Origin of the sequence: Pantoea phyllosphaerae (genome assembly GCF_051025595.1) — a bacterium.
In the GTDB taxonomy this organism is placed as follows: Bacteria; Pseudomonadota; Gammaproteobacteria; order Enterobacterales; family Enterobacteriaceae; genus Pantoea.
Window position 1 is genome coordinate 196473 of sequence record NZ_JBPFDE010000007.1, and the last position, 20182, is coordinate 216654.

Below are 20182 nucleotides of genomic sequence, written 5' to 3' on the forward strand. Positions count from 1 at the left end.
ATGATGCTGCGGCCGTTACTGCAGCGCGCAGGATTCGGCGTGCGCCTCGACGTCGGCGTTCAGGAGGCGAAAAATATGCAGCCCTGGAACGGTCGGCACGGCGCTAAAGCCGTTCTTGATCAGGAACGGCGACGCCTCGCTGCACCAGCTGAGAACGGCGCAGCAGCTTTGCGTGGCGGGATGGCTCAGACTGCAGCTCAGCATCCAGGAGCCCAGTCCGATAAAGCGGTACTCCGGCGCGACAATCAGGTCGCGCAGCACCACCGTGCCCGCCAGATCGGTGACCATACGCGCGAAGCCAATCTGCCTCGCTTTGCGATAGAGGCCGAAACAGAGGCTGCCGTGCAGCGCCAGCGCCAGATGTCGCCGTCCGGCGGGATGATGCAGCGAGCGGCAGATAAAACCGGCGTCCAGCGCTGCATGGTCGGTGCTGAGGTAAAAGTCATTGTGATACCACTTGCGGGTCGAGAGGATTTTACGCCGCTGCTGCGCGGCCAGATCCGCTACCGCCGTCTCGCTGCTGAAAACGCGAGGAAAGGTTCCATTGAGGCATTTCATCAGGTTCATTCTCCTTATGCAGGTGCTGCAGAAGATTCAACCATGGGCCGTATAAAAATTTTGTATTAATGAGAGGCGCGCAAATAAAAATTGAGTAAAGGTGCTGCGCTGTTTACTGCGCGGGGATTCTGGCAATCACTTTGATTTCAAAATCGAAGCCTGCCAGCCAGTTGACGCCAACTGCCGTCCAGTTCGGATAAGGGGGCCTGGGGAAAGCAGCTTGTTTGACCTGCATAATGGTCGGAAACTGCCTTTCCGGATCGGTATGAAAGGTCGTGACGTCAATCAGATCGTTAAAGCTACATCCGGCGGCGGCCAGCGTCGCCCGGAGGTTATCGAAAGCAAGCTGCACCTGCACGGCAAAATCGGGCTCCGGCGTGCCGTCGGCGCGACTGCCAACCTGTCCTGAGACAAACAGCAAATCCCCAGAACGGATGGCGGCGGAATAACCATGCTCTTCATAGAGCGCGTGGCGGTTAGCCGGGAAAACGGGTTGAGGCTGATTCATGGTATTTCCTTCTTTCAGGTCATCAAGCGGGATGCGCAGCCGGTATAAAACATTTAATATACGCCGCGTATGTAATATTAATCACACATACGCGCCGTATGTCAATTCAGATACGACGCGTATGTGACAAGGAGTGCTTATGGCTGTGAAACGCCGCGCCGAAACCATGGAGGCAAACCGCGCCAGGCTGATAGCCGCCGCGCGAAAAGCCTTTGCGGAAAAAGGCTTTGCCGCCGCATCGATGGATGAGCTGACCGCCAGCGTCAATCTGACTCGCGGCGCGCTGTACCATAACTTTGGCGATAAAAAGGGATTGCTGGCCGCCGTCGTCACCCAGATCGATAGCGAGATGGCGCAGCACGCGCGGGATGCCGCCGCAGAGGCTATAGATGAGTGGGAAAAGCTGCTGGCGGAAGGGATTGCCTATATCAGGATGGCGCTGGATGAGGAAGTGCGGCGCATCGTGCTGCTGGATGGCCCCGCTTTCTTAGGCAATCCGGCCCAGTGGCCAAGCCAGAATAGCTGCCTCGAATCCACCCGCCAGCGCATTGCCGAGATGCTGGAACGCGGCGTCATTAAGACGGTAGACCCGGACGCGACCGCCTGCCTGCTGAATAGCGCCGCGCTCAATGCCGCCCAGTGGATTGCCGCCAGCGACGATCCGCAGCAGGCGCTGCCGAAAGTCGTTCAGGTGTTCACACTGCTGGTGATGGGGTTGCGTCAGACGCCTGGCAGCCTGCCGTGAGAAAACTGCCGTTCGCACTGACCGGGATCGCGGGAGAAAACAGCACTATTAGAAAAATGGTAAGCGCGAACTCGCCCCAGTGCAGGGCGAAAAGAGAGAGCAGCGTCACGCCCGCTACCGCGCTAAAGCTCAATTGCATTACCAGTGATGCGGTGGTGCGGCGATAGAATCTTCAATAATCAGCTGACGGACCTGCTCGTCGGTCTGCTGCGGCGACTGCGCCGCTGAAGCCCGGATCCAGAGCAAACTGATGGCCATAACAAGCGAAACAGCAATGGTGCGTGTATCCATAATTCCCCCTGATGATAAGGGGGACAGATTACGCCAGCCCGCCGGCTGGCAATGAGGCGAAAAAACCCCGTTTATGCGCTTTTTTTGCGCCGAGAGCGCTGATGACTGACTGGTCAGCTTTTATTCAGCGTGTAGTTAAAGACGCGGCCATTTTTGGTTTGTACGGTTAGCGTTTTGCCTGCCGTCGTATCGAGCGTTCTCGCTTCGCTGTAGTTCCACATCAGCAGCTGCTGTCCGTTGGGATATGGCGTTTCCGTATCGGGCGGGCCGAACATCTCAATAAGCTCGGCGCGGGTGGTCAAGCCTGCGCGTATTTTCTGAATGCTCGCCGTATCAAAATTTCGCCCTGTGGCGCTGGAGCAGGCGGTTAGCGCCAGCAACAGAGTAGTGGCTATGCATGCTTTCACTTTTATTTTCCTGCTGTTAAAAGAAACGACAGTGTAGCGGATCTCCCCGGCCCTGCCTGCTTTATGTTCAAAGAGGCTATCTTGCCCCCGGTGCGCAGGGTACGCAATTTATGCCGAACGCCTGGCCTGACCTGCGCCAGCGTGCTGCCAGGTACGCCCTGTTCGCTTATACATTCACGCTGCTTAATCTTCACTTAAGAATAATCTTATAGGATAGGCGCTGTATTAGCCCAACCCGGGCTTTTCCGGAGCCTACTCTCATGCAAAATAAGATCGCAGATTCTCAATTCCTCAGTAAAGTCCCCGCCGTTACGCTGGCGTTCTGGCTAACCAAAATTGCCGCCACCACGCTGGGTGAAACCGGCGGCGATGCGGTGACCATGTCGATGAATCTGGGCTACCTCACCGGTACGCTGATTTTCGCCATTATCTTTTTAGTCGCTGTCGTGGTGCAGATTAAACGCCACAGCTTTAATAAGTGGAGCTACTGGTTTACCGTGGTTGCTACCACCACCGTCGGCACCACGCTGGCAGACTTTGCCGATCGCTCGCTGGGAATAGGCTATCTGGGCGGCACGCTGCTGCTGAGCACGCTGCTGGTTCTCTCGCTGTTTGTCTGGCGCATTACCTGCGGCTCCATCGCCGTGCATTCTGTCAACAACCGGCTAACCGAGAGCTTTTACTGGGTCACCATTATGTTCTCGCAAACCCTGGGCACGGCGTTAGGCGACTGGACCGCAGACAGCGAAGGGCTGGGCTACGACGGCGGGATCCTGCTGTTTGTCGGCGCGCTGGCGATTATCTGGGCTGCCAGCCGCTTTACCTCGCTCTCACGCACCGCGCTGTTCTGGGCTGCCTTTATCCTGACCCGACCGCTGGGCGCGGTGGTAGGCGATTTTCTGGATAAGCCCGTCGCATCGGGCGGCCTTGCGCTGAGCCGCTATAGCGCCTCGCTGACGCTGGCGCTGATTATCATTGCGTTTCTCTGGCTGCTGCCGCAGCGTGCGGCGGTGAAGACCGCGACGGCGAGTTAATAGCACAGCGCCAGCGGCAGCCTGGCTGACAATATTTATCGCAATGAGATTATTTTAAAGCCGCCAGCGATGGCGGCTTTTGTATTATCTGGGGGATGGAAAAGTCGCGCGGCTCGTACGCCAGGGGCAGAGCAGGCTATTATTGAACATCCGGATCATATGGCTCGTATCATTGGAGAAACTCCTCCGCCGCGCCTCGCCTCAGTGGTGATCGAGTTACGCAGAGCGATAAGAGAGGGGAATGAGCCCGTAATGGATGAAATGGAGGTTGAGTGAAGAGCAATAGCCCTGAGAATAGCGGCACGTCAGAAAAATCAACGTTAAACCGCACGCTTATCCTGCTGTTTGCCATCACAGGCGGGATGGCGGTCGGTAATCTCTATTGGGCACAGCCACTGCTAAATGATATCGCCCTCTCATTTGGCGTACAGCCAGACTCTGCGAGTATGCTGGTCACCTTCACGCAGTTGGGCTACGCAACCGGCATTCTGCTGCTGGTGCCGCTGGGTGACATCCGAAATCGCCGCCGGCTGATACCCATGCTACTTTTTCTCTCTGCACTTTCTCTTTGTCTGACCGCCGTCGCGCCTTCTATGCCATTGCTGATGGCGGCAATGGCGCTGACAGGGCTGACGACCGTCGCTGGCCAGCTTTTGACGCCTTTTGCTGGCGATCTGGCGAGCCCGTCCCAGTTAGGAAAAGTGCTGGGCACGATCATTTCAGGGATGCTTATCGGCATCCTCTTGTCCAGAACCGTCAGTGGGCTGATTGCCGATTTGCTCGGCTGGCGTGCGGTCTATTTTATCGCGGCGGGCGGCGCGTTGATCCTGTCATTCCTGATGCTGCGTATGCTTCCAGCCGATATTCCTCGTCAGCACCTGAGCTACAGAGCGTTAATGCGCTCGCTGCTGTCGGTGATAGCGGAAAGCGCAACGGTGCGTATTACCCTGTTTATCGCTGCCTGCGGCTTTCTTGTTTTCACGATGTTCTGGACCAGCCTGACGTTTCTGTTAAGTGCAGCGCCCTTCTCCTATACGGTCAGCCAGATCGGCCTGACGGGGCTGGCAGGACTGGCCGGCGCGCTGATGGCCAGACGGGCAGGCATTCTGCATGACCGGGGGTACTCGGTGGCGGCGACGGGCCTGGCGCTGTTACTGGCCCTGGTGGCTATCGGCGTGGCCGCCTGGGGCCGCAACAGCATCTGGCTGATCATCCTGGCGATTATCCTGATCGATATCGCCGTACAGACGTTGAACGTGTTGCATCAGACACGCATCATTTCTGTTAACCCAACAATGCGGAGCCGACTAAGCACCATCTTTGTCGTCTCTAACTTTATCGGCGCGGCGATGGGCTCAGCGCTGGCGGGCCTACTGTGGCACGCGGGAGGCTGGAGCGCGGTCATGACCGGCGCGACGGGGTTTCTGGCGCTGGCGCTGGCGATCTGGTTTAAGAAGCGAGATAGCCTAAAGCTCACATAACGGCTATCAGACTGCAGCGGTGAAGTACGCTAACGACACAGTGCCTTTGCAGACTCATGGCAACGCGGAGATAAGGATTCTGGCTGAATGGAAAGGCTAATCTGTACGACTGGTAAGAAGCGCTGCTTATTAGGTACGACAGGCAGAGAGCCATGCTGCGATACCGCCAGTTATAGCTGGACTGACTCTTACTACCCGCTTTGCCAGAGATAAAACCCGCAGAGCCCTTCGCCAGAGTTCCATACCAAATCCTTAATCATAACGGCCTGCCCCCTGAAATCATCCGTGCTCCCCAGGTCGAGCGCAGTCAACAGCAGGCCAATAAATACCAAAAGGGCTGTTGCTTGTTCTTTTGCCTTTTGCTAAATCGACGGTTCGTCGCAGCCAACCAGCATCAACGGTATGACGGTTAGCGTTATCAATTCATCATATTTCATTTCTTAATTCCCTCTCATTCGATAATGAGGACGTAGCGTAACTTGAGAAATTTGCTATGCGTTTAGTCAAAACAAGATAATTAAAACTGCATTGACATAATAACTTCTCGAAGCAACTCACACTCGATAGCCCCAGCAAAGAATTAATCATCCTTACCTAACATTAGCTAACCCCCCTTATTTTAGGTGTCTTGTTTTTTTGGATGGAGGTTTTTAAAAAAGTTAATTAACCCTGAAAAATATTAACCTTCCCAGCCACATAAACTACACGCCCAGGCATTTAAATTTTGATTGCAATAATTGCTTTTACTGATGTATGAAAGATATTGCTAGCGAACTAATCGCTAATTTAGATCAATTTTGAAAAGGGAGTTTTATATGGCCGGATTCAATTATGGCGGACAAGGGGATGGTACGAACTGGAGTTCAGAAAGGGGCGGCCCTGCTCCAGGTGGCGGTAGCAAAGGAAATGCCGGAAATCGAGATAATGCGGGTTCAGGGGGAAGCAGTAGCAGAGGTAGTAACCCTCAGCTTCAATCTTATACAGTAATTTCATCAATCGTTGGACAGGCTGCAGCGCAAGCTGCAGGCATGCAACCTGGTTTGTATTTTGGCTATATTGTAGATGACTATGGTAATGTAGTCGGACAATTCCCTGTTGGAACAGATGATGCTAATGGTCAGGATCTTGGTTCTCTGTCAGCACGTGGAAATAACGGCGGCATTCGTAAGGACGCACCATTGCAAGGACCTGGCCCAGGTTACACTGGAGACCAGTCTGAAGCCCGCATTGCGCGATTGAAGGAGACTATCCGCAAAAATTATACATTAGCGCATAGCACTCAAAGTGGAAATCGCATTTATAAAGCCAGGCAAGACTCTCTAAAAGCGCAACGAGAACTGGCATCAATTAATTATTCACGCCAGCAAAAAGCGCAAGAAGCCCTGGATCTGCAAGACGGCATCAAGCTGGTTGCTGATTTCTACAGTGAACTTACTGGTAAATATGGGCAACAAGCAGCTGCACTTGCTCAGGAGCTTGCAGAACAGGCTAAGGGCAAAACAATCCGCAATGTTGACAACGCGCTGGTTGCCTATGATAGATACCGCTCATATTTAGGCGCAAAATTTAGCGCAGCAGACAGGGCTGCAATCCTTAATGCCCTTAACTCCGTGGATATGGCACGAATGGCGTCTCAGCTATCTAAAATGAGCAAGGCTTTTGGTTATTATGGCAAAGCAACAGATGCATATGGTGTTTTCCAGGAGGTTAAAAGAGGGTTTGAGACTGATAACTGGCGCCCTGCATTAGTCAAAATCGAAGCGCTCACTGCTGGAAAAGTTGCCAGTGCTGTTACTGCATTCGCTTTTTCCTCAATCTTTGGTTTGCCATTAGGTATTATAGGTTTTGCTTCGATAATGGCATTAGTGGGAGCGCTGGTAAATGAACAACTTATAGAAACAATCAATGGGCGTTTAGGTATTTAATACCCCAAAGCAAGCACAACAGGCTGAACAGTGTTCAGCCTTTCTTAAGAAAAGGAATCGCCCCTAAGGAGAGGGGTATTGCAAAGAAAAAACAGAAGACCCAATAGAGTGCAACCAATCCATTTTTACCTATATCGTCTTTGAAAAAACCTCGGTGCCAGAAATTTTCTTCCGTAAATTTCAGGGCGACATTCTCTACAGCAAATCTTGCAAATGGAAACGCTAACCACGATAGAAATGCAAATCCCATCCAAAGCTGATTTACGGGATCATATGGATTCTCATAACATCCTTGAACGATAGCTAAAACGCCAATTAACCCAATAAGCAAATTGACAAAATAATATTTTAGTTTCATTTTCTCCTCCTGAAAATTTCCTTTAAACTTCAGCAAGCGTCTGACTAAATCAACTAAACAATTGACGTTATTATACACAGGATAATTAAAGCGACATCAACTTTGAGTGAATTCATCTTTAGGTAATGCCACCTACCCATACACCAAAATAGTTATTCACCACCGGGAGTATGAGCTTACAAAGGATCCGCAGGTGCAATTTGTTCATCATGCAAAAAGGTAAGGCGTGCAAAAGCCGCACTGCCCTCTATCCAGTACAGGAGAACTCTGAACATCGCGATAAAACGTGCTGGCATTCGCCGCCGTAATCCGTACCATACGCGGCATACTTTTGCCTGCTGGCGATGCTGAATAGCAGGATGGCGCGCCGAAGCGCTGCGCGTCATCTGCCCTCTTTTGGTTGCTGAGATATAACTTAATGCAAGAAAATCAATCGGTTGACAAGAAAGAACAGTACAACCTCAACAAACTCCAGAAGCGCCTGCGCCGCAACGTCGGCGCCGCTATCGCCGACTACAACATGATTGAAGAGGGCGACCGCATTATGGTCTGCCTGTCAGGCGGCAAAGACAGCTATACGCTGCTGGAGATCCTGCGCAATCTGCAGCAGAGCGCGCCGGTTAATTTCTCCCTGGTGGCGGTCAACCTCGACCAGAAACAGCCGGGCTTCCCGGGGCATATCCTGCCGGAATATCTGGAATCGCTGGGCGTCGAATACAAAATCGTCGAGGAAGACACCTACTCCATCGTCAAAGAGAAAATCCCGGAAGGCAAAACCACCTGCTCGCTCTGTTCGCGCCTGCGCCGCGGCATTCTCTATCGCACCGCCACCGAGCTGGGCTGCACGAAAATCGCGCTGGGCCACCATCGCGATGACATTATGCAGACGCTGTTGTTGAACATGTTCTATGGCGGGAAAATGAAAGGCATGCCGCCGAAGCTGATGAGCGACGACGGCAAGCATATTGTTATCCGCCCGCTGGCCTACTGCCGGGAAAAAGATATTGTACGCTTCTCTGAGGCGCGCAAGTTCCCGATTATCCCGTGTAACCTCTGCGGATCGCAGCCAAACCTGCAGCGCCAGGTGATCGGCGATATGCTACGCGACTGGGACAAGCGCTATCCGGGACGGCTTGAGACGATGTTCAGCGCGATGCAAAACGTTGTGCCGTCACACCTGGCGGATACCGCGCTGTTCGATTTTAAAGGCATCCAGCACGGCGATGCGGTCGTAGACGGCGGCGATCTCGCTTTTGACCGCGAAACGCTGCCGGTGCAGCCTGCTGGCTGGCAGGAAGAGGAGGATGCGGCGCCGACGGTACGCCTCGACGTGCTGCAGCTGCCCTAATTAGGCGCCGAAATAAAAAAGGCGCGCGGTTCAGTCAGCGCGCCTTTTTTTTTACCTGTGCGGCTCAGGATCGAGGATGGGCGGATAACCGGGTTCTGGCTGCGGATCCGGTTGCGGACTCGGCGGCGGCTGCGGCATGGGATCGGGGATTGGGACGGGATCGGTAGGAATCGGATCGCTGGCGAAAATGGATGTCATACCCTGCTCCTCTGTGTTCGTTGTCCTTTAAGCATAGGTACAACTCAGCCGCAGGGGCAAAAAAAAAGCCGGCGGATAAGGCCGGCGTATCGAATTAATATGTGCTATGCAGTAATTCTAAAAAGGAAGTAAGACAATATGGAGCGCAACGCCCATCGCTTGACGTTGCATTCACCTGCGGGACTGAGTTTGCCGCTGTTGCCCGGGGAGGTTATTGACCTCGATCAGCTTTTTTTCCCTTTTTGCCTCTTGCCGCGCATTATTCTCCTGCCCTTAACCTCAGCAACCATTTGATTACATTATCGTCACAGCCAGTGCCGCCGTCTTAGCCACCAGGCGACGCCGACAATCATGATCAGCAGCAGCAGGCAGAACATGCTAAAGCCAAAATGCCAGTTGGCGCCCGGAATGCCGCCGAGGTTAACGCCAAACAGCCCGGTTAAAAACGTCGTCGGCAGAAAGATCATTGCCAGCAGCGACATGGTATAGGTGCGGCGGTTCATCGCCTCCGCCATCTGCGAGGCGACCTCATCGGCCAGTACGGCGGTGCGCGCCACGCCAGCGTCGAGATCGTCCAGCCCGCGCCCTAGCCTGTCGGAGACCTCCTGCATACGGCGGCGGTCGCTGTCATCCATCCACGGCAGCTTCTCGCTGGCGAGGCGCGAATAGACGTCGCGCTGCGGCGTCATATAGCGCCGCATCACGATCAGCTGCTTGCGCAGCAGCGACAGTTCGCCGCGCGCCGGCACGCGCTGGTCCAGCAGCGCATCCTCCAGCACGATAATTTTGTCGTGCAGCTCTTCGATAAATTCGCTGGCGTGATCGGTCAGCGCGTCGCAGATATCCACCAGCCAGCTGCCGCCATCTTCCGGCCCGTTGCCGTTTTGCAGATCGGTCAGCACCGCATCCACCGCATAGACCTTGCGGCGGCGCGTCGACACGATCAGCTTGTCGTTGATAAAGACCCGCATCGCCACCAGCTGCTCCGGCCGGGAGTCGGCGTTGTGGTTGACGCTGCGCAGTACGATCATAAAGCCGTCGCCAAGGCGGCTGACGCGCGGCCGCATGCTGTCACCCGCCAGCGCGTCGCGCACCGTGTCGGGGATCAGCGGCGTAGACTGCAGCCAGTCGGCGCTCTCGCGATGGGTATAGTTAAGATGCAGCCAGCAGGGACGCTCGCAGTGGATGACGTCCTTATCTTCAATGGGGATCACGCCGCCCTTGCCATCAAGCTGGCAGGCGATTATGGCGTCGGATACCTGCAACGCTTTGCCTTCAATGACGTTCACTCACTTGCCTCACTAAAAAAATCAATACGATACAGTCTAGCGCGGCGCGGTTGAGTTGCAATCATCAGGCTGTGAGCAAAGATGTCTGCAGGCGGCCTGCCTGGCAGGCCGCCCCGGGCTTAGTGTTTTTCGATCCACAGTTCGCGGCTGTAGGCGACATCTTCAGGATTGTTGATGGGATAGCCTTTCACCCACGGCTTGATCAGGCGGCCGTTGGTGTACTGGTAGATCGGCGCGATCGGCGCCTGGTCCGCCAGAATCTGCTCAGCCTTGTTGTAGTCGCTGTTGCGCGCCTCAGCCTGGGTTTCGCCGCTCGCTCTGGCGAGCACCGCGTCGTAGTCGGCGTTGCTGAAGCGCGCGATATTACTGCTGTTGCCGCTGGTCAGCAGGCTGAGAAAGGTAGAGGGCTCATTGTAGTCGCCCACCCAGGAGGCGCGGATCACGTCGAAATTGCCGCTGTTGCGGCTGTCGATATAGGTCTTCCACTCCTGATTCTGTAGCGTCACCTGAACGCCCAGGTTCTTCTTCCACATCGACGCGACGGCGATAGCGATTTTCTGATGGCTTTCCGAGGTGTTGTAGAGCAGCGTCAGGTGCAGCGGTCGGTCGGGGCCGTAGCCAGCGGCAGCCAGCAGCGCCTTCGCCTGAGCGTTAAGCTCCTGCTGGCTGTGCTGCTCGATATAGGACTGCGCGGGCTTGAAGCCTGCGGTCACGTCGGGGGTAAAGCGCCAGGCGGGCTTCTCGCCGGTGCCCAGCACTTTTTCCGCAATGATGCGGCGGTCGATGCTCCACGACAGCGCCTTGCGCACGCGCGCATCCGCCGTGGCGCCTTTCTGGGTGTTGAAGGCGTAGTAGTAGGTGCCGAGCTGGTCAGGTGTATAGACCTCGCCCGGCAGCGTTTTTTTCAGCTGCGCATACAGGTTTTTTGGGAATGATTCGGTGATGTCGATATCGCCTGCCCGGTAGCGCTTGGTTGCGCTCGACTCTTCGTTGATGGGGATAAAGGTCACTTTGGTCAGCACCGAATGCGCGTCGTCCCAGTAGGCGGGATTGCGCGTCAGCACGATCTTCTCATTCACCACGCGCGATTCCAGCTGATAGGCGCCGTTGCCCACCAGCTTGCCGGGCATGGTCCAGCCGTCGCCTGCGCTGGCGATAACGCGCTGCGGCACCGGGAAGAGCGCCACGTTGGCCGCCAGCGCCGGGAACCAGGGCACCGGCCGATCGAGCGTCACTTTAAGATGCTGCGCGTCGACGGCGCTGACGCCGAGCCGATCCGCCGGCATCTCGCCTTTGGTTATCGCGCCCGCGTTGCTGATGCCCGCCAGCCCGGCGAACCAGGCAAAAGGCGAACTGTTTTTCGGCTCGACCAGACGCTGCCAGCTGTAGACAAAATCCTGCGCCGTCACCGGCTCGCCGTTGGACCATTTCGCGTTGCCGCGCAGCGTAAAAATCCAGGTTTTATTGTCGCTGCTGCTCCAGCTTTCAGCCACGCCCGGCACGATATTGCCCTGCGCATCCTGGTTGGTCAGCCCTTCGAAAAGATCGCGGATCACCTGAATTTCCGGCAGGCCGACCGCTTTCATCGGATCGAGCGAGGCGGGCTCATCTTTGATATGGCGGACGATCTCCTGCCGGGCGGCCAGCTGCGCGCCAGCCGGCAGCTGCGCCGCCAGCGTCGGCGTCGCGACAGCGGCGAGGATCAGCGCCGTCAGCGTCTTGCGAAATGTGCTTTTCATCTTCACTCCCTTACCCTAATGAAGCGCTGCGCAACGCACTGCAGGGCGCAGCATGACCCAGGCACTGTAGCGCAAATGGCTGAAGGATAAATAGCGATTTTCCGCGCGCATCTTTTCCGCTACTTTGTCTGAACAGGGCATTAAAGGAGAAAGCCGATGACGGTGTTACATCCGCGACCGCGACGCGGCAAACTTGAGATTCCATACCAGCGCTACGGCGACAGCGTGCTGGGCGCGCCGCTGCTCTGGTTTCCCGCACCGGCCGCCGATAGCGACAGCGGGCTTATCCTGGCGGGCACCCACGGTGATGAAAACGCCGCCGTCGCCACCCTGTCCGCCGCGATGCGCACGCTGCCGGACCGGCTGCGCCGTCATCACGTGGTGCTGGCGGTCAATCCGGACGGCTGTCAGCTGGGCCTGCGCGCCAACGCGCACGGCGTCGATCTCAACCGCAACTTTCCGGCGGCCAACTGGCAGAGCGGCGAGACGGTCTATCGCTGGAACAGCGCCGCTGAGGCGCGTGACGTGCTGCTCTCGGCCGGCGATCGGCCCGGCTCGGAGCCGGAGACGCAGGCGCTGTGCGAGCTGATCCACGGGCTGAAGCCGCGCTGGGTGGTCTCCTGGCACGAGCCGCTGGCCTGTATCGACGATCCGCGCGGCAGCGCGCTCGGCCACTGGCTGGCGCAGCAGACCGCGCTGCCGCTGGTAGGCAGCGTCGGCTATGACACGCCCGGCTCGTTCGGCAGCTGGTGCAACGACCTCGGCCTGCCCTGCATTACCGCCGAGATGCCGGCCATTTCAGTGGATGAAGCGACGGAGCGCTATCTGGAGCCGATGATCAGCCTGCTGCGCTGGCAGCGATAACCACTTTGCCGCCGCTGACCTGAATGGCCGGTTCAACATCCACCGCCAGCCAGGTCGGCCCGTCGAGGTCAGCGAAGCGCGCCCCCGGTGCCAGCGGCAGCGCGGCATGAATCGCCCGTGAAGTGCAGATCATGCAGCCGAGCATCACCTCCAGCCCGAGCGCCTTCGCCTCTGCGGCCAGCGCCAGCGCTTCGGTCAGCCCGCCCGCTTTATCCAGCTTGATATTGACCATCTCATAGCGTCCCTGCAGCGCAGGCAGGCTGTCGCGGGTATGGCAGCTTTCGTCGGCGCAGATCGGCAGCGGATGGATAAAGTTCGCCAGCGCCGCATCCTGTCCGGCGGGCAGCGGCTGCTCCAGCATCGCCACCTCCAGATCCGCCAGCAGCTGGCAGCGCGCCGCCAGCCCTTCCGCCTGCCAGGACTCATTGGCGTCGACAATCAGCGTTGCCTGCGGCACCGCCGTGCGGATCGCCACCAGCCGCTCGGTGATAAAGGCGTCGTCCAGCTTGATTTTCAGCAGCGTCGCGCCGTGCTGCCAGAGCGCCCGGGCGCTGCTCGCCATCGCTTCGGGGGTATCAATGCTGACGGTCTGCGCCGTCACCACCTGCGCAGGCGCCGCGACGCCGCTCAACGCCCAGAGATCCTGGCGCTGCTGGCGGCTCTGCAGATCCCATAGCGCGCTGTCGATAGCGTTGCGCGCCGCGCCAGCCGGCATCGCCATCTGAAGAGCCTCGCGCGTCATGCCCTGCTGTAGCGTCGGCAGGATCCCGGCAATCTGCGCCAGCACCGAGGCTTCGGTTTCGCCATAGCGGGCATAGGGCGTCGCCTCGCCGGTGCCTTTGATGCCATCCTCTTCAATCTCCACCACCACCACTTTCGCTTCGGTGCGGCTGCCGCGGGCGATGACGAAAGGGGTATGCAGCGGCCAGGATTCGGGATAGCTTTTTACCGTTCTCATACTCTCTCCATGTCATTCGATAACTGCGCGTCGTCTCGGATAATCTGCGTTTTCCGCTCGTAACTCTTTTCCAGGTATGTCATAAACCTTTTTTTCGCATCATACTTAGCTGCAGTCCGTTATCTGACGTTTAAGGAATCGTTATGTCTCACACTGTTCATTTTCAGGGCAACCCGGTTGAGGTTGCTGGTCACTTTCCCCAGGCAGGCGAGCAGGCGAAAGCCTTTTCGCTGGTGGCGAAAAACCTCGCCGACGTGTCGCTCTCTGAGTATGCAGGAAAACGCAAGGTTCTGAATATTTTTCCCAGCGTCGACACCGGCGTCTGCGCCGCCTCGGTGCGCCGCTTTAACCAGCTGGCCAGCGATCTGACCAATACGGTGGTGCTCTGCGTCTCCGCCGATCTGCCGTTTGCGCAGTCGCGCTTTTGCGGCGCCGACAACCTGAACAACGTCGTGACGCTCTCGACGCTGCGCGGCGCGGAATTCAAACAGGATTATGGCGTGGCGATTGCTGCTGGCGCGCTGGCGGGCCTGACGGCGCGCGCGGTGGTGGTGCTGGATGAGCATGACAAGGTGCTGTACAGCCAGCTGGTCGATGAGATCACCACGGAACCCGATTATGACGCGGCGCTGGCCGTACTGAAGTAGCGTTACCCCCGGCGGCGGTTAGCCGCCGTTTTTCTCCTTCTCCTCCTGCTCGCCGCGCCTCTGCCCTAACCCATACTCACGCAGCTTGTTGGCAATAGCCGTATGCGAGACGCCCAGCCGTTTCGCCAGCTTACGGGTGCTGGGATAGGAGAGATAAAGCCGGGTGAGCACGGAACGCTCGAAGCGGCTGGTGATCTCGTCGAGCGTGCCCTCCATCGCCTCTTCGCCCAGCGAGGCGTCCAGCGCCTGTTCAGGCAGCACGATATCCTGCGGGCGCAGCTCATGGCCCTCCAGCTGCGTCAGCGCGCGATAGAGCGCGTTCTTCAGCTGGCGGACGTTGCCCGGCCAGTTGTAGCGCGTCAGCAGGCCGTTAAGCTGCGGCGAGAGGCGCGGACGCGGAATGCCCTGCTCGTCGGCAAAGCGCGCCACAAACATCTCGGTCAGCGGCAGAATGTCGAGCGGGCGCTCGCGCAGCGGCGGCAGATGCAGCGTCAGCACGTTCAGACGATAAAAGAGATCTTCGCGGAACTCGCCGCGCTGCACCAGCTCGATCAGGTTCTTCTGGGTGGCGCAGATGACGCGCACGTCGACATGCACCTCATGCTCCTCCCCGACGCGGCGGAAAGTGCCGTCGTTAAGAAAGCGCAGCAGCTTGGTCTGCATGCGCGGCGACATTTCGCCGATCTCGTCAAGCAGCACCGAGCCGCCGTTGGCCTGCTCGAAGAAGCCCTTTTTCCCTTCGAGGGCGTTGGGATAGGCGCCAGCGGCATGGCCGAACAGCTCGCTCTCCGCGACGTCGTCCGGCAGCGAGGCGCAGTTAAGCGCCAGGAACGGCTTCTTGCCGCGCGCGCTGCGCAGGTGGCAGGCGCGCGCCAGCATATCTTTGCCGGTGCCGGTATCGCCGACGATCAGCAGCGGCGCATCGTGCATCGCCAGCTTGCGCGCCTGATCGATCACCTGACGCATCTTCGGCGTTACGGCGATGATATGGTCAAACTCCGACTCGTCGGTGACCACCAGGTTTTGCAGCTGACGCCCCATGCGGGCGGTGGATTTCAGCATCACCATGGCGCCGACCGGCTGATCGCCTGCGCCTTCGTCGGCGGTCAGGTAGATAGGACGCGCCTCCATCAGGAAGTCGCGGCCGTCGATCACCACATGCTGCGCCTGCGCCTCGACGCGGTCGCTCTCCAGCCAGCGCTGAAAGTTAAAGCCGCTGATCAGGTTGCCCGCGCTGTGGTTGCGAATTTTTTGCTCGTCAAGATCGAACAGGTTCTGCGCGGCCGGGTTGGCCAGCTCGACTTTGCTTTTCAAATCAATCGAAAAAACCGGCTCCGGCATGGCGACCAGCAGCGCGCTCAGGGCGCGGTGCTCCCGCTCCGACGGCATATAGGCGACGGTGCGCACGTCGGTCACGCCGGGGGTGCGGCGGATCTCCGCCATCAGGCTGCTGAACTGGTCGAATTCAAGCGCAGAGAAGTTAAGGTAAATACGGCCGAGCGCCGCGATTTCAATGCCGCGTAAATCGATGTTGCGGGCGACCAGCAGATCGAGCAGCTCGCGCGCCAGACCGATGCGGTCCTGGCAGAAGACTTCAAGACGCATTGCGATGGCCTTAGTCAGGTGAAGAATCGGGAGATAATACGCTAACTTGCGGCAGGTCTGAAGAGGCGTGGAAGCAAAAGTTGACAGGTGTGTTCATCCTGCGGTGCGCGCCGCGCCAGCGGCGGCGCACCAGCAGGAAAAGGCGCTTAGCCTTCGCGTTTCGCGCCGCTTTTCGGCAGCGTCTCTTTAAGCTGGCTGATAAGATCGCGGCGGAAGTCGCCCAGCCGCGGCTTATCCTCCTCCAGCCAGGGCAGCGGACGGCACAGCTCCATCGCCTTGATGCCGAGCCGCGCGGTGAGCAGACCGGCGCCGATGCCCTGCGCGGCGCGCGCGGAGAGCCGGGCGGCGATATCCTGCGACATCCAGTCCATGCCGACTTCGCGCACCAGCTCCGACGCGCCAGCGAACGCCATATTCAGCAGCACCAGCCGGAAGAGCCGCAGCCGACTGAAATAGCCCAGCTCAATGCCGTAGATGGCGGCGATGCGGTTGACCAACCGCAGGTTGCGCCAGGCGATAAACGCCATATCCACCAGCGCCAGCGGGCTGACGGCGATCATCAGCGTTGACTCGGCGGCGTGACGGCCGATTTCGCGCCGCGCCTGGCGGTCCTGCACCGGCTGCACCAGCTGCGCGTAGAGCGTGACGGTTTCGCGGTCGTTCTGGGTTTCATGCAGCGAAGCGTGCCAGCGCTGCAGCGCCGGATGCGCCTGGTCCAGACCCGCCTGCTGCGCCAGTTTTTCGCAGAAGGCGCGCCCTTTGCCGACGCTATGGCTGTGCAGCAGCTCGCGTCCGACGTCGCGCGTTTCGGCGCGGGCGCGCAGCTTATAGAGGCGGCGCCACTCGCTGGTCAGCGCGCCGACGCCAGCGATCACAATCAAGGCGCCCGCCGCGCCGCTGCCGAGCGCAAACCAGTCGCGCGTCAGCCAGGCGTCGTGCATCCACTGGACGCTGTTTGCCGCGACGCTGACGGCGAACAGCGCCACACCTGCGCCGATCAGCCGACGCCACAGGCTGCGCTTCGGCCGCAGCGCCTGCTCCACCGCCCGCTCGCCTGCGCCCTCTTCTGCCACCTCGTCAGCCTGCTCGTCGAGGGCGAGAAACGCCTGGCGCGCCTCGCCCTCGAACGCCTGCGCCGGACGCAGCGCGGGCTCGCGCGGGGCGTCCAGCGGGCGGGCGAAATCGATACGCGGCTTAAGTTGTTCATCGTTCATCGCAGCTTGTCTCCTAATAAAAATTCCAGCGCGGCGTCCATGCGGATATGGGGCAGCGGTCGATCGATATCGAGCGGCTGCGGCCGGAACTGTTCAAACTGAAACCCCTGCTGCTGCCAGAAGGCGTGGCCAGGCAGGCGCGGCGGCACTTCGCCTGGATAGAAGGTCAGCGCCTCGCCGTCCGCCAGCCGCTCGCCGCGCAGCGCCGGGATCTTTTCACCGCGGTGATCCACCAGCCCGCTCTGGGTCGCCTGCACTGACGCCAGGCCGACGCAATTCATGCTGATGCCCTCAAAGGCGGCGTTTTGCCACGCGTCCTGCACCAGCTGCTGCAGCAGCGACACCATATTGGCGTGCTGATCGGCGGTGATATGGTCCGCTTTGGTGGCGGCGAACAGCAGTCTGTCGATCACCGGCGAAAAGAGCCGGCGGAACAGAGTGCGCTGTCCGTAGTGGAAACTCTGCATCAGCTGCGTCAGCGCCAACCGCATGTCGTTAAACGCCTGCGGGCCGCTGTTCAACGGCTGCAGGCAGTCCACCAGCACGATCTGGCGGTCGAAGCGCAGGAAGTGATTGCGGTAAAAGTCCTTCACCACGTGCTGACAGTAGTAGCGAAAGCGCTGCTGCAGCATGGCGAAGTTGCTGCCTTTATCAGCCTGCGCCAGCTTGCCGCGTTCCGCCTCGTCCGCCAGCGGCCAGGGGAAAAACTGCAGCGCGGGCGCGCCCGCCATCTCGCCCGGCAGCACAAAGCGCCCCGGCTGGATAAAGTGCAGCCCTTCGGCCTTGCAGCGGTGCAGGTAGTCGGTCCAGGCGGCGGCGATGGCGGCCAGCCGGTTTTCATCGGCGGGCGCAAAGGGATCGAGCGACGCGCAGAGTTCGCGCCACGGCTGCGCCCACTGGGCGCGATCGCCCTGTAACAGCCCGACCATCTGCCGCGACCAGTCGAGATAATCCTGCGCCAGCATCGGCAGATCGAGCAGCCATTCGCCGGGATAGTCGACGATTTCCAGATAAAGCGTGGCGCTCTCTTTGAAGTGGCGCAGCAGCGAATCCTGCGAGCGGTAGCGCAGCGCCAGCCGCATTTCGCTGACGCCGCGCGTCGGCGTCGGCCAGGCGGGCGGCGTGCCGTAAAGCTGCGCCAGCCCTTCGTCGTAGGTGAAGCGCGCCGTGCCCATATCGCGCTGCGGAATGCGCTTCACGCCCAGCAGGCGTTCGTCGCGCACCACGGAAAAGAGCGGCAGCCGCGCGCCGCTGTGCACGTTAAGCAGCTGGTTGACCAGTGAGGTGATAAAGGCGGTTTTCCCGCTGCGGCTCAGGCCGGTGACCGCCAGGCGCAGATGACGATCCGCGCCGCGGTTGAGGAGTGACAGTAGTTCAGACTTGTTTATCATCTTTTTCCCTGATGAAGCGCGCCGCCGCCCGCTTCATCACGCGCTGCAGCAACGGCTCCAGCGCCAGGGAAAGCAGAATGCGCAGCGGGCGACGCGCCACCGATTTGACCGCCCAGCCGGTCAGTCCGGCCGGTCCATAGCTCACGGCATTGATAATGATGAATTTCCCGACCGACTTCAACGCGGGGGTCGCGCGGCGGCGAAAAGAGGACGTGCGTGAATATAACAAAGTATACCTCCGGTTGACGGGGATAACGGGGCCGAAGCGGCCCCGTTCAGGGAAAGTCAGAGCTGGCGAAAGCGGCTGCGCACGCTGAAGGTTTCAGAGGTGACGTAGCGTTCGATCTCGCGCACGCTGTACTCATCGCGCCGCAGCGCGCTTTCCAGCCGGTCGAGCAGTTCGCCGGCGTTGGGCTTCGCCGCGCCCTCTTCGGCATCCGCCGGTTTTACCTCAAGCACGAACCCCAGAATGAAGTAGGCGCAGAGGGTAATCGCGAACAGGCCGAAGAACAGCGACAGCACCACGATAACGCGCAGCAGCCGCACCGGGATATCCAGGTACTCCGCCACGCCGGCGCAGACGCCCATCAGCTTCCCTTCCTCCGGCTTGCGCCACAGCTTGCGTTTGATCATGGCTGCCTCCAGTTGGGATGCTCGGCGTCGAGAATAGACTCCAGCGCATGGATGCGGTCGCGCATACGTTCTGCATCCTGCGTCAGCTGCTGCAGGCGCTGAAGATCGCCTGCCGACAGTTCATTGCCGCTGCGGCGATTGCTGTAGTGCAGCCATAACCAGATCGGCGCGACAAACAGCACGAAAATGGTCAGCGGTATAGCGAGAAAAAGTGCGCTCATTGACTCTCCTTAATCACTCTCGCAGATCAAATAGTGTTATTCGCTACGGTTCAGTTTGGCTTTCAGCGCTTCCAGCTGCTGGCTGATTTCGTCATCGGCCTGCAGATCGGCGAACTGCGCGTCCAGCGATTTCGACTTGCCGAAACGCTGACTTTCCGCCTCCGCCTCCATATGGTCGATGCGGCGCTCAAAAGATTCAAAGCGCGCCATGGCTTCATCCAGCTTGCCGCTGTCGAGCTGACGACGCGCGTCGCGCGAGGAAGAAGCAGCCTGATGACGCAGGGTCAGCGCCTGCTGACGGGCGCGGGTTTCGCTCAGCTTTTTCTCCAGCTCGCCGATTTCGCCCTTCATGCGCTCCAGCGTCTCTTCGACATGGACCACTTCCTGCTGCAGCGAGGCGATCAGGTCGGTCAGCTTCTGTTTTTCGATCAGCGCCGCACGCGCCAGATCCTCTTTTTCTTTGCGCAGCGCCAGCTCCGCTTTTTCCTGCCATTCGGCCTGCTGGGTTTCCGCCTGTTCGATGCGGCGGTTCAGCTGTTTTTTCTCCGCCAGCGCGCGCGCCGAGGTGGAGCGCACTTCAATCAGCGTGTCTTCCATTTCCTGAATCATCAGGCGTACCAGTTTCTGCGGATCTTCCGCACGCTCCAGCAGCGAATTGATGTTGGCGTTAACGATGTCGGCGAAACGAGAAAAAATACCCATAATGATGTTCCTCTTTGATTATGTTGGTGCGCGATGCGCTGATTGTTATATTCAAAAGGCGTGCCA

The 20182-nt window shown here is 58.7% G+C and carries 24 protein-coding genes; 7 read left to right on the plus strand and 17 right to left on the minus strand.

Features of this window, described 5'->3' with window-relative positions:
- Positions 1 to 15: 15 nt before the first annotated feature.
- Together ACR6A7_RS11810 and ACR6A7_RS11815 are read right to left on the minus strand one after the other, a co-directional pair.
- Positions 16 to 558: a GNAT family N-acetyltransferase gene (locus ACR6A7_RS11810; RefSeq protein WP_434125031.1), complete on the minus strand. Its 543-nt coding sequence runs from the start codon at positions 556 to 558 to the stop codon at positions 16 to 18.
- A gap of 112 nt (positions 559 to 670) precedes the next feature.
- Positions 671 to 1066, minus strand: coding sequence for a RidA family protein (locus ACR6A7_RS11815; protein ID WP_434125032.1), 396 nt, complete (start codon positions 1064 to 1066; stop codon positions 671 to 673).
- A 139-nt stretch (positions 1067 to 1205) separates the two neighbouring features.
- On the opposite strand from ACR6A7_RS11815, the gene ACR6A7_RS11820 reads away from it, so the two are divergent.
- Positions 1206 to 1811, plus strand: a complete 606-nt coding sequence (locus ACR6A7_RS11820) for a TetR/AcrR family transcriptional regulator (RefSeq protein WP_434125033.1) — start codon at positions 1206 to 1208, stop codon at positions 1809 to 1811.
- Between the two features lie 138 nt (positions 1812 to 1949).
- On the opposite strand, the gene ACR6A7_RS11825 is transcribed toward ACR6A7_RS11820, so the two are convergent.
- Positions 1950 to 2102, minus strand: a complete 153-nt coding sequence (locus ACR6A7_RS11825) for a hypothetical protein (RefSeq protein ID WP_434125034.1) — start codon at positions 2100 to 2102, stop codon at positions 1950 to 1952.
- A gap of 113 nt (positions 2103 to 2215) precedes the next feature.
- Positions 2216 to 2509 (minus strand): hypothetical protein, encoded by a 294-nt coding sequence (locus tag ACR6A7_RS11830; protein ID WP_434125035.1) that lies wholly within the window; start codon positions 2507 to 2509, stop codon positions 2216 to 2218.
- Between the two features lie 260 nt (positions 2510 to 2769).
- Between ACR6A7_RS11830 and ACR6A7_RS11835 the strand changes: the two genes are divergently transcribed.
- From ACR6A7_RS11835 to ACR6A7_RS11845, 3 genes are all read left to right on the plus strand, one after another.
- Positions 2770 to 3543 (plus strand): COG4705 family protein, encoded by a 774-nt coding sequence (locus tag ACR6A7_RS11835; RefSeq protein WP_434125036.1) that lies wholly within the window; start codon positions 2770 to 2772, stop codon positions 3541 to 3543.
- Between the two features lie 272 nt (positions 3544 to 3815).
- Positions 3816 to 5024, plus strand: a complete 1209-nt coding sequence (locus ACR6A7_RS11840; RefSeq protein ID WP_434125037.1) for an MFS transporter — start codon at positions 3816 to 3818, stop codon at positions 5022 to 5024.
- 815 nt (positions 5025 to 5839) lie between these two features.
- Positions 5840 to 6949, plus strand: coding sequence for a colicin-like pore-forming protein (locus ACR6A7_RS11845; RefSeq protein WP_434125038.1), 1110 nt, complete (start codon positions 5840 to 5842; stop codon positions 6947 to 6949).
- A 34-nt stretch (positions 6950 to 6983) separates the two neighbouring features.
- Here the strand turns inward: ACR6A7_RS11845 and ACR6A7_RS11850 are convergent, their stop codons facing one another.
- Together ACR6A7_RS11850 and ACR6A7_RS11855 are read right to left on the minus strand one after the other, a co-directional pair.
- Positions 6984 to 7307 carry a colicin E1 family microcin immunity protein gene (locus tag ACR6A7_RS11850; protein ID WP_434125039.1) on the minus strand — a complete coding sequence of 108 codons (324 nt, stop codon included), beginning with the start codon at positions 7305 to 7307 and terminating at the stop codon, positions 6984 to 6986.
- A gap of 176 nt (positions 7308 to 7483) precedes the next feature.
- Complete coding sequence (locus ACR6A7_RS11855; RefSeq protein WP_434125040.1) at positions 7484 to 7693, minus strand: hypothetical protein; 210 nt, start codon at positions 7691 to 7693, stop codon at positions 7484 to 7486.
- A 32-nt stretch (positions 7694 to 7725) separates the two neighbouring features.
- Between ACR6A7_RS11855 and ttcA the strand changes: the two genes are divergently transcribed.
- Entirely contained in the window at positions 7726 to 8655 is a 930-nt protein-coding gene (gene ttcA / locus ACR6A7_RS11860) for a tRNA 2-thiocytidine(32) synthetase TtcA (protein WP_434125041.1), read from the plus strand.
- 51 nt (positions 8656 to 8706) lie between these two features.
- On the opposite strand, the gene ACR6A7_RS11865 is transcribed toward ttcA, so the two are convergent.
- The 3 genes from ACR6A7_RS11865 to ACR6A7_RS11875 all read right to left on the minus strand — a co-directional run bounded on the left by ACR6A7_RS11865 (position 8707) and on the right by ACR6A7_RS11875 (position 11881).
- Positions 8707 to 8853 (minus strand): hypothetical protein, encoded by a 147-nt coding sequence (locus ACR6A7_RS11865; RefSeq protein WP_434125042.1) that lies wholly within the window; start codon positions 8851 to 8853, stop codon positions 8707 to 8709.
- 305 nt (positions 8854 to 9158) lie between these two features.
- Complete coding sequence (gene zntB / locus ACR6A7_RS11870; RefSeq protein ID WP_434125043.1) at positions 9159 to 10142, minus strand: zinc transporter ZntB; 984 nt, start codon at positions 10140 to 10142, stop codon at positions 9159 to 9161.
- 119 nt (positions 10143 to 10261) lie between these two features.
- Positions 10262 to 11881 (minus strand): peptide ABC transporter substrate-binding protein, encoded by a 1620-nt coding sequence (locus ACR6A7_RS11875; RefSeq protein WP_434125044.1) that lies wholly within the window; start codon positions 11879 to 11881, stop codon positions 10262 to 10264.
- A 156-nt stretch (positions 11882 to 12037) separates the two neighbouring features.
- Here ACR6A7_RS11875 and mpaA point away from each other — a divergent pair, with 156 nt between their 5' ends.
- The gene (gene mpaA / locus ACR6A7_RS11880; protein WP_434125045.1) at positions 12038 to 12745 is read left to right on the plus strand and encodes a murein tripeptide amidase MpaA; all 708 of its coding nucleotides are present in this window, start codon (positions 12038 to 12040) and stop codon (positions 12743 to 12745) included.
- Here the strand turns inward: mpaA and ycjG are convergent.
- Positions 12720 to 13703 carry an L-Ala-D/L-Glu epimerase gene (gene ycjG / locus ACR6A7_RS11885; RefSeq protein ID WP_434125046.1) on the minus strand — a complete coding sequence of 328 codons (984 nt, stop codon included), beginning with the start codon at positions 13701 to 13703 and terminating at the stop codon, positions 12720 to 12722. The two genes, mpaA and ycjG, sit on opposite strands and share 26 nt — an antisense overlap.
- 143 nt (positions 13704 to 13846) lie before the next feature.
- On the opposite strand from ycjG, the gene tpx reads away from it, so the two are divergent.
- On the plus strand, positions 13847 to 14350 hold the full coding sequence (tpx, locus tag ACR6A7_RS11890) for a thiol peroxidase (RefSeq protein ID WP_434125047.1): 504 nt from the start codon (positions 13847 to 13849) through the stop codon (positions 14348 to 14350).
- 18 nt (positions 14351 to 14368) lie between these two features.
- On the opposite strand, the gene tyrR is transcribed toward tpx, so the two are convergent.
- The 7 genes from tyrR to pspA all read right to left on the minus strand — a co-directional run bounded on the left by tyrR (position 14369) and on the right by pspA (position 20116).
- On the minus strand, positions 14369 to 15955 hold the full coding sequence (gene tyrR, locus ACR6A7_RS11895; protein ID WP_434125048.1) for a transcriptional regulator TyrR: 1587 nt from the start codon (positions 15953 to 15955) through the stop codon (positions 14369 to 14371).
- 146 nt (positions 15956 to 16101) lie between these two features.
- A complete protein-coding gene (locus ACR6A7_RS11900) occupies positions 16102 to 17169 on the minus strand; it encodes a TIGR01620 family protein (protein WP_434125049.1) in 1068 nt (355 codons plus the stop codon).
- Positions 17166 to 18560, minus strand: coding sequence for a YcjX family GTP-binding protein (locus tag ACR6A7_RS11905; RefSeq protein WP_434125050.1), 1395 nt, complete (start codon positions 18558 to 18560; stop codon positions 17166 to 17168). Before ACR6A7_RS11905 ends, ACR6A7_RS11900 begins: the two co-directional genes overlap by 4 nt.
- Complete coding sequence (pspD, locus tag ACR6A7_RS11910; protein ID WP_033746947.1) at positions 18544 to 18789, minus strand: phage shock protein PspD; 246 nt, start codon at positions 18787 to 18789, stop codon at positions 18544 to 18546. Before pspD ends, ACR6A7_RS11905 begins: the two co-directional genes overlap by 17 nt.
- A 56-nt stretch (positions 18790 to 18845) precedes the next feature.
- Positions 18846 to 19193: an envelope stress response membrane protein PspC gene (pspC, locus tag ACR6A7_RS11915; protein ID WP_434125051.1), complete on the minus strand. Its 348-nt coding sequence runs from the start codon at positions 19191 to 19193 to the stop codon at positions 18846 to 18848.
- Positions 19190 to 19414 carry an envelope stress response membrane protein PspB gene (gene pspB, locus ACR6A7_RS11920; protein ID WP_033746941.1) on the minus strand — a complete coding sequence of 75 codons (225 nt, stop codon included), beginning with the start codon at positions 19412 to 19414 and terminating at the stop codon, positions 19190 to 19192. The genes pspC and pspB overlap by 4 nt, the downstream gene beginning before the upstream one ends.
- 36 nt (positions 19415 to 19450) lie before the next feature.
- On the minus strand, positions 19451 to 20116 hold the full coding sequence (pspA, locus tag ACR6A7_RS11925) for a phage shock protein PspA (protein WP_434125052.1): 666 nt from the start codon (positions 20114 to 20116) through the stop codon (positions 19451 to 19453).
- Positions 20117 to 20182: the final 66 nt, after the last annotated feature.

Excerpts from the sequence above, each read along its gene's own strand:
- ACR6A7_RS11810 (WP_434125031.1), bottom strand. The coding sequence starts at position 558 with ATGAAATGCCTCAATGGAACCTTTCCTCGCGTTTTCAGCAGCGAGACG.
- ACR6A7_RS11815 (WP_434125032.1), bottom strand. The coding sequence starts at position 1,066 with ATGAATCAGCCTCAACCCGTTTTCCCGGCTAACCGCCACGCGCTCTAT.
- ACR6A7_RS11820 (WP_434125033.1), top strand. The coding sequence starts at position 1,206 with ATGGCTGTGAAACGCCGCGCCGAAACCATGGAGGCAAACCGCGCCAGG.
- ACR6A7_RS11825 (WP_434125034.1), bottom strand. The coding sequence starts at position 2,102 with ATGGATACACGCACCATTGCTGTTTCGCTTGTTATGGCCATCAGTTTG.
- ACR6A7_RS11835 (WP_434125036.1), top strand. The coding sequence starts at position 2,770 with ATGCAAAATAAGATCGCAGATTCTCAATTCCTCAGTAAAGTCCCCGCC.
- ACR6A7_RS11845 (WP_434125038.1), top strand. The coding sequence starts at position 5,840 with ATGGCCGGATTCAATTATGGCGGACAAGGGGATGGTACGAACTGGAGT.
- ACR6A7_RS11850 (WP_434125039.1), bottom strand. The coding sequence starts at position 7,307 with ATGAAACTAAAATATTATTTTGTCAATTTGCTTATTGGGTTAATTGGC.
- ACR6A7_RS11855 (WP_434125040.1), bottom strand. The coding sequence starts at position 7,693 with ATGACGCGCAGCGCTTCGGCGCGCCATCCTGCTATTCAGCATCGCCAG.
- ttcA (WP_434125041.1), top strand. The coding sequence starts at position 7,726 with ATGCAAGAAAATCAATCGGTTGACAAGAAAGAACAGTACAACCTCAAC.
- ACR6A7_RS11865 (WP_434125042.1), bottom strand. The coding sequence starts at position 8,853 with ATGACATCCATTTTCGCCAGCGATCCGATTCCTACCGATCCCGTCCCA.
- ACR6A7_RS11875 (WP_434125044.1), bottom strand. The coding sequence starts at position 11,881 with ATGAAAAGCACATTTCGCAAGACGCTGACGGCGCTGATCCTCGCCGCT.
- mpaA (WP_434125045.1), top strand. The coding sequence starts at position 12,038 with ATGACGGTGTTACATCCGCGACCGCGACGCGGCAAACTTGAGATTCCA.
- ycjG (WP_434125046.1), bottom strand. The coding sequence starts at position 13,703 with ATGAGAACGGTAAAAAGCTATCCCGAATCCTGGCCGCTGCATACCCCT.
- tpx (WP_434125047.1), top strand. The coding sequence starts at position 13,847 with ATGTCTCACACTGTTCATTTTCAGGGCAACCCGGTTGAGGTTGCTGGT.
- tyrR (WP_434125048.1), bottom strand. The coding sequence starts at position 15,955 with ATGCGTCTTGAAGTCTTCTGCCAGGACCGCATCGGTCTGGCGCGCGAG.
- ACR6A7_RS11900 (WP_434125049.1), bottom strand. The coding sequence starts at position 17,169 with ATGAACGATGAACAACTTAAGCCGCGTATCGATTTCGCCCGCCCGCTG.
- ACR6A7_RS11905 (WP_434125050.1), bottom strand. The coding sequence starts at position 18,560 with ATGATAAACAAGTCTGAACTACTGTCACTCCTCAACCGCGGCGCGGAT.
- pspC (WP_434125051.1), bottom strand. The coding sequence starts at position 19,193 with ATGATCAAACGCAAGCTGTGGCGCAAGCCGGAGGAAGGGAAGCTGATG.
- pspB (WP_033746941.1), bottom strand. The coding sequence starts at position 19,414 with ATGAGCGCACTTTTTCTCGCTATACCGCTGACCATTTTCGTGCTGTTT.
- pspA (WP_434125052.1), bottom strand. The coding sequence starts at position 20,116 with ATGGGTATTTTTTCTCGTTTCGCCGACATCGTTAACGCCAACATCAAT.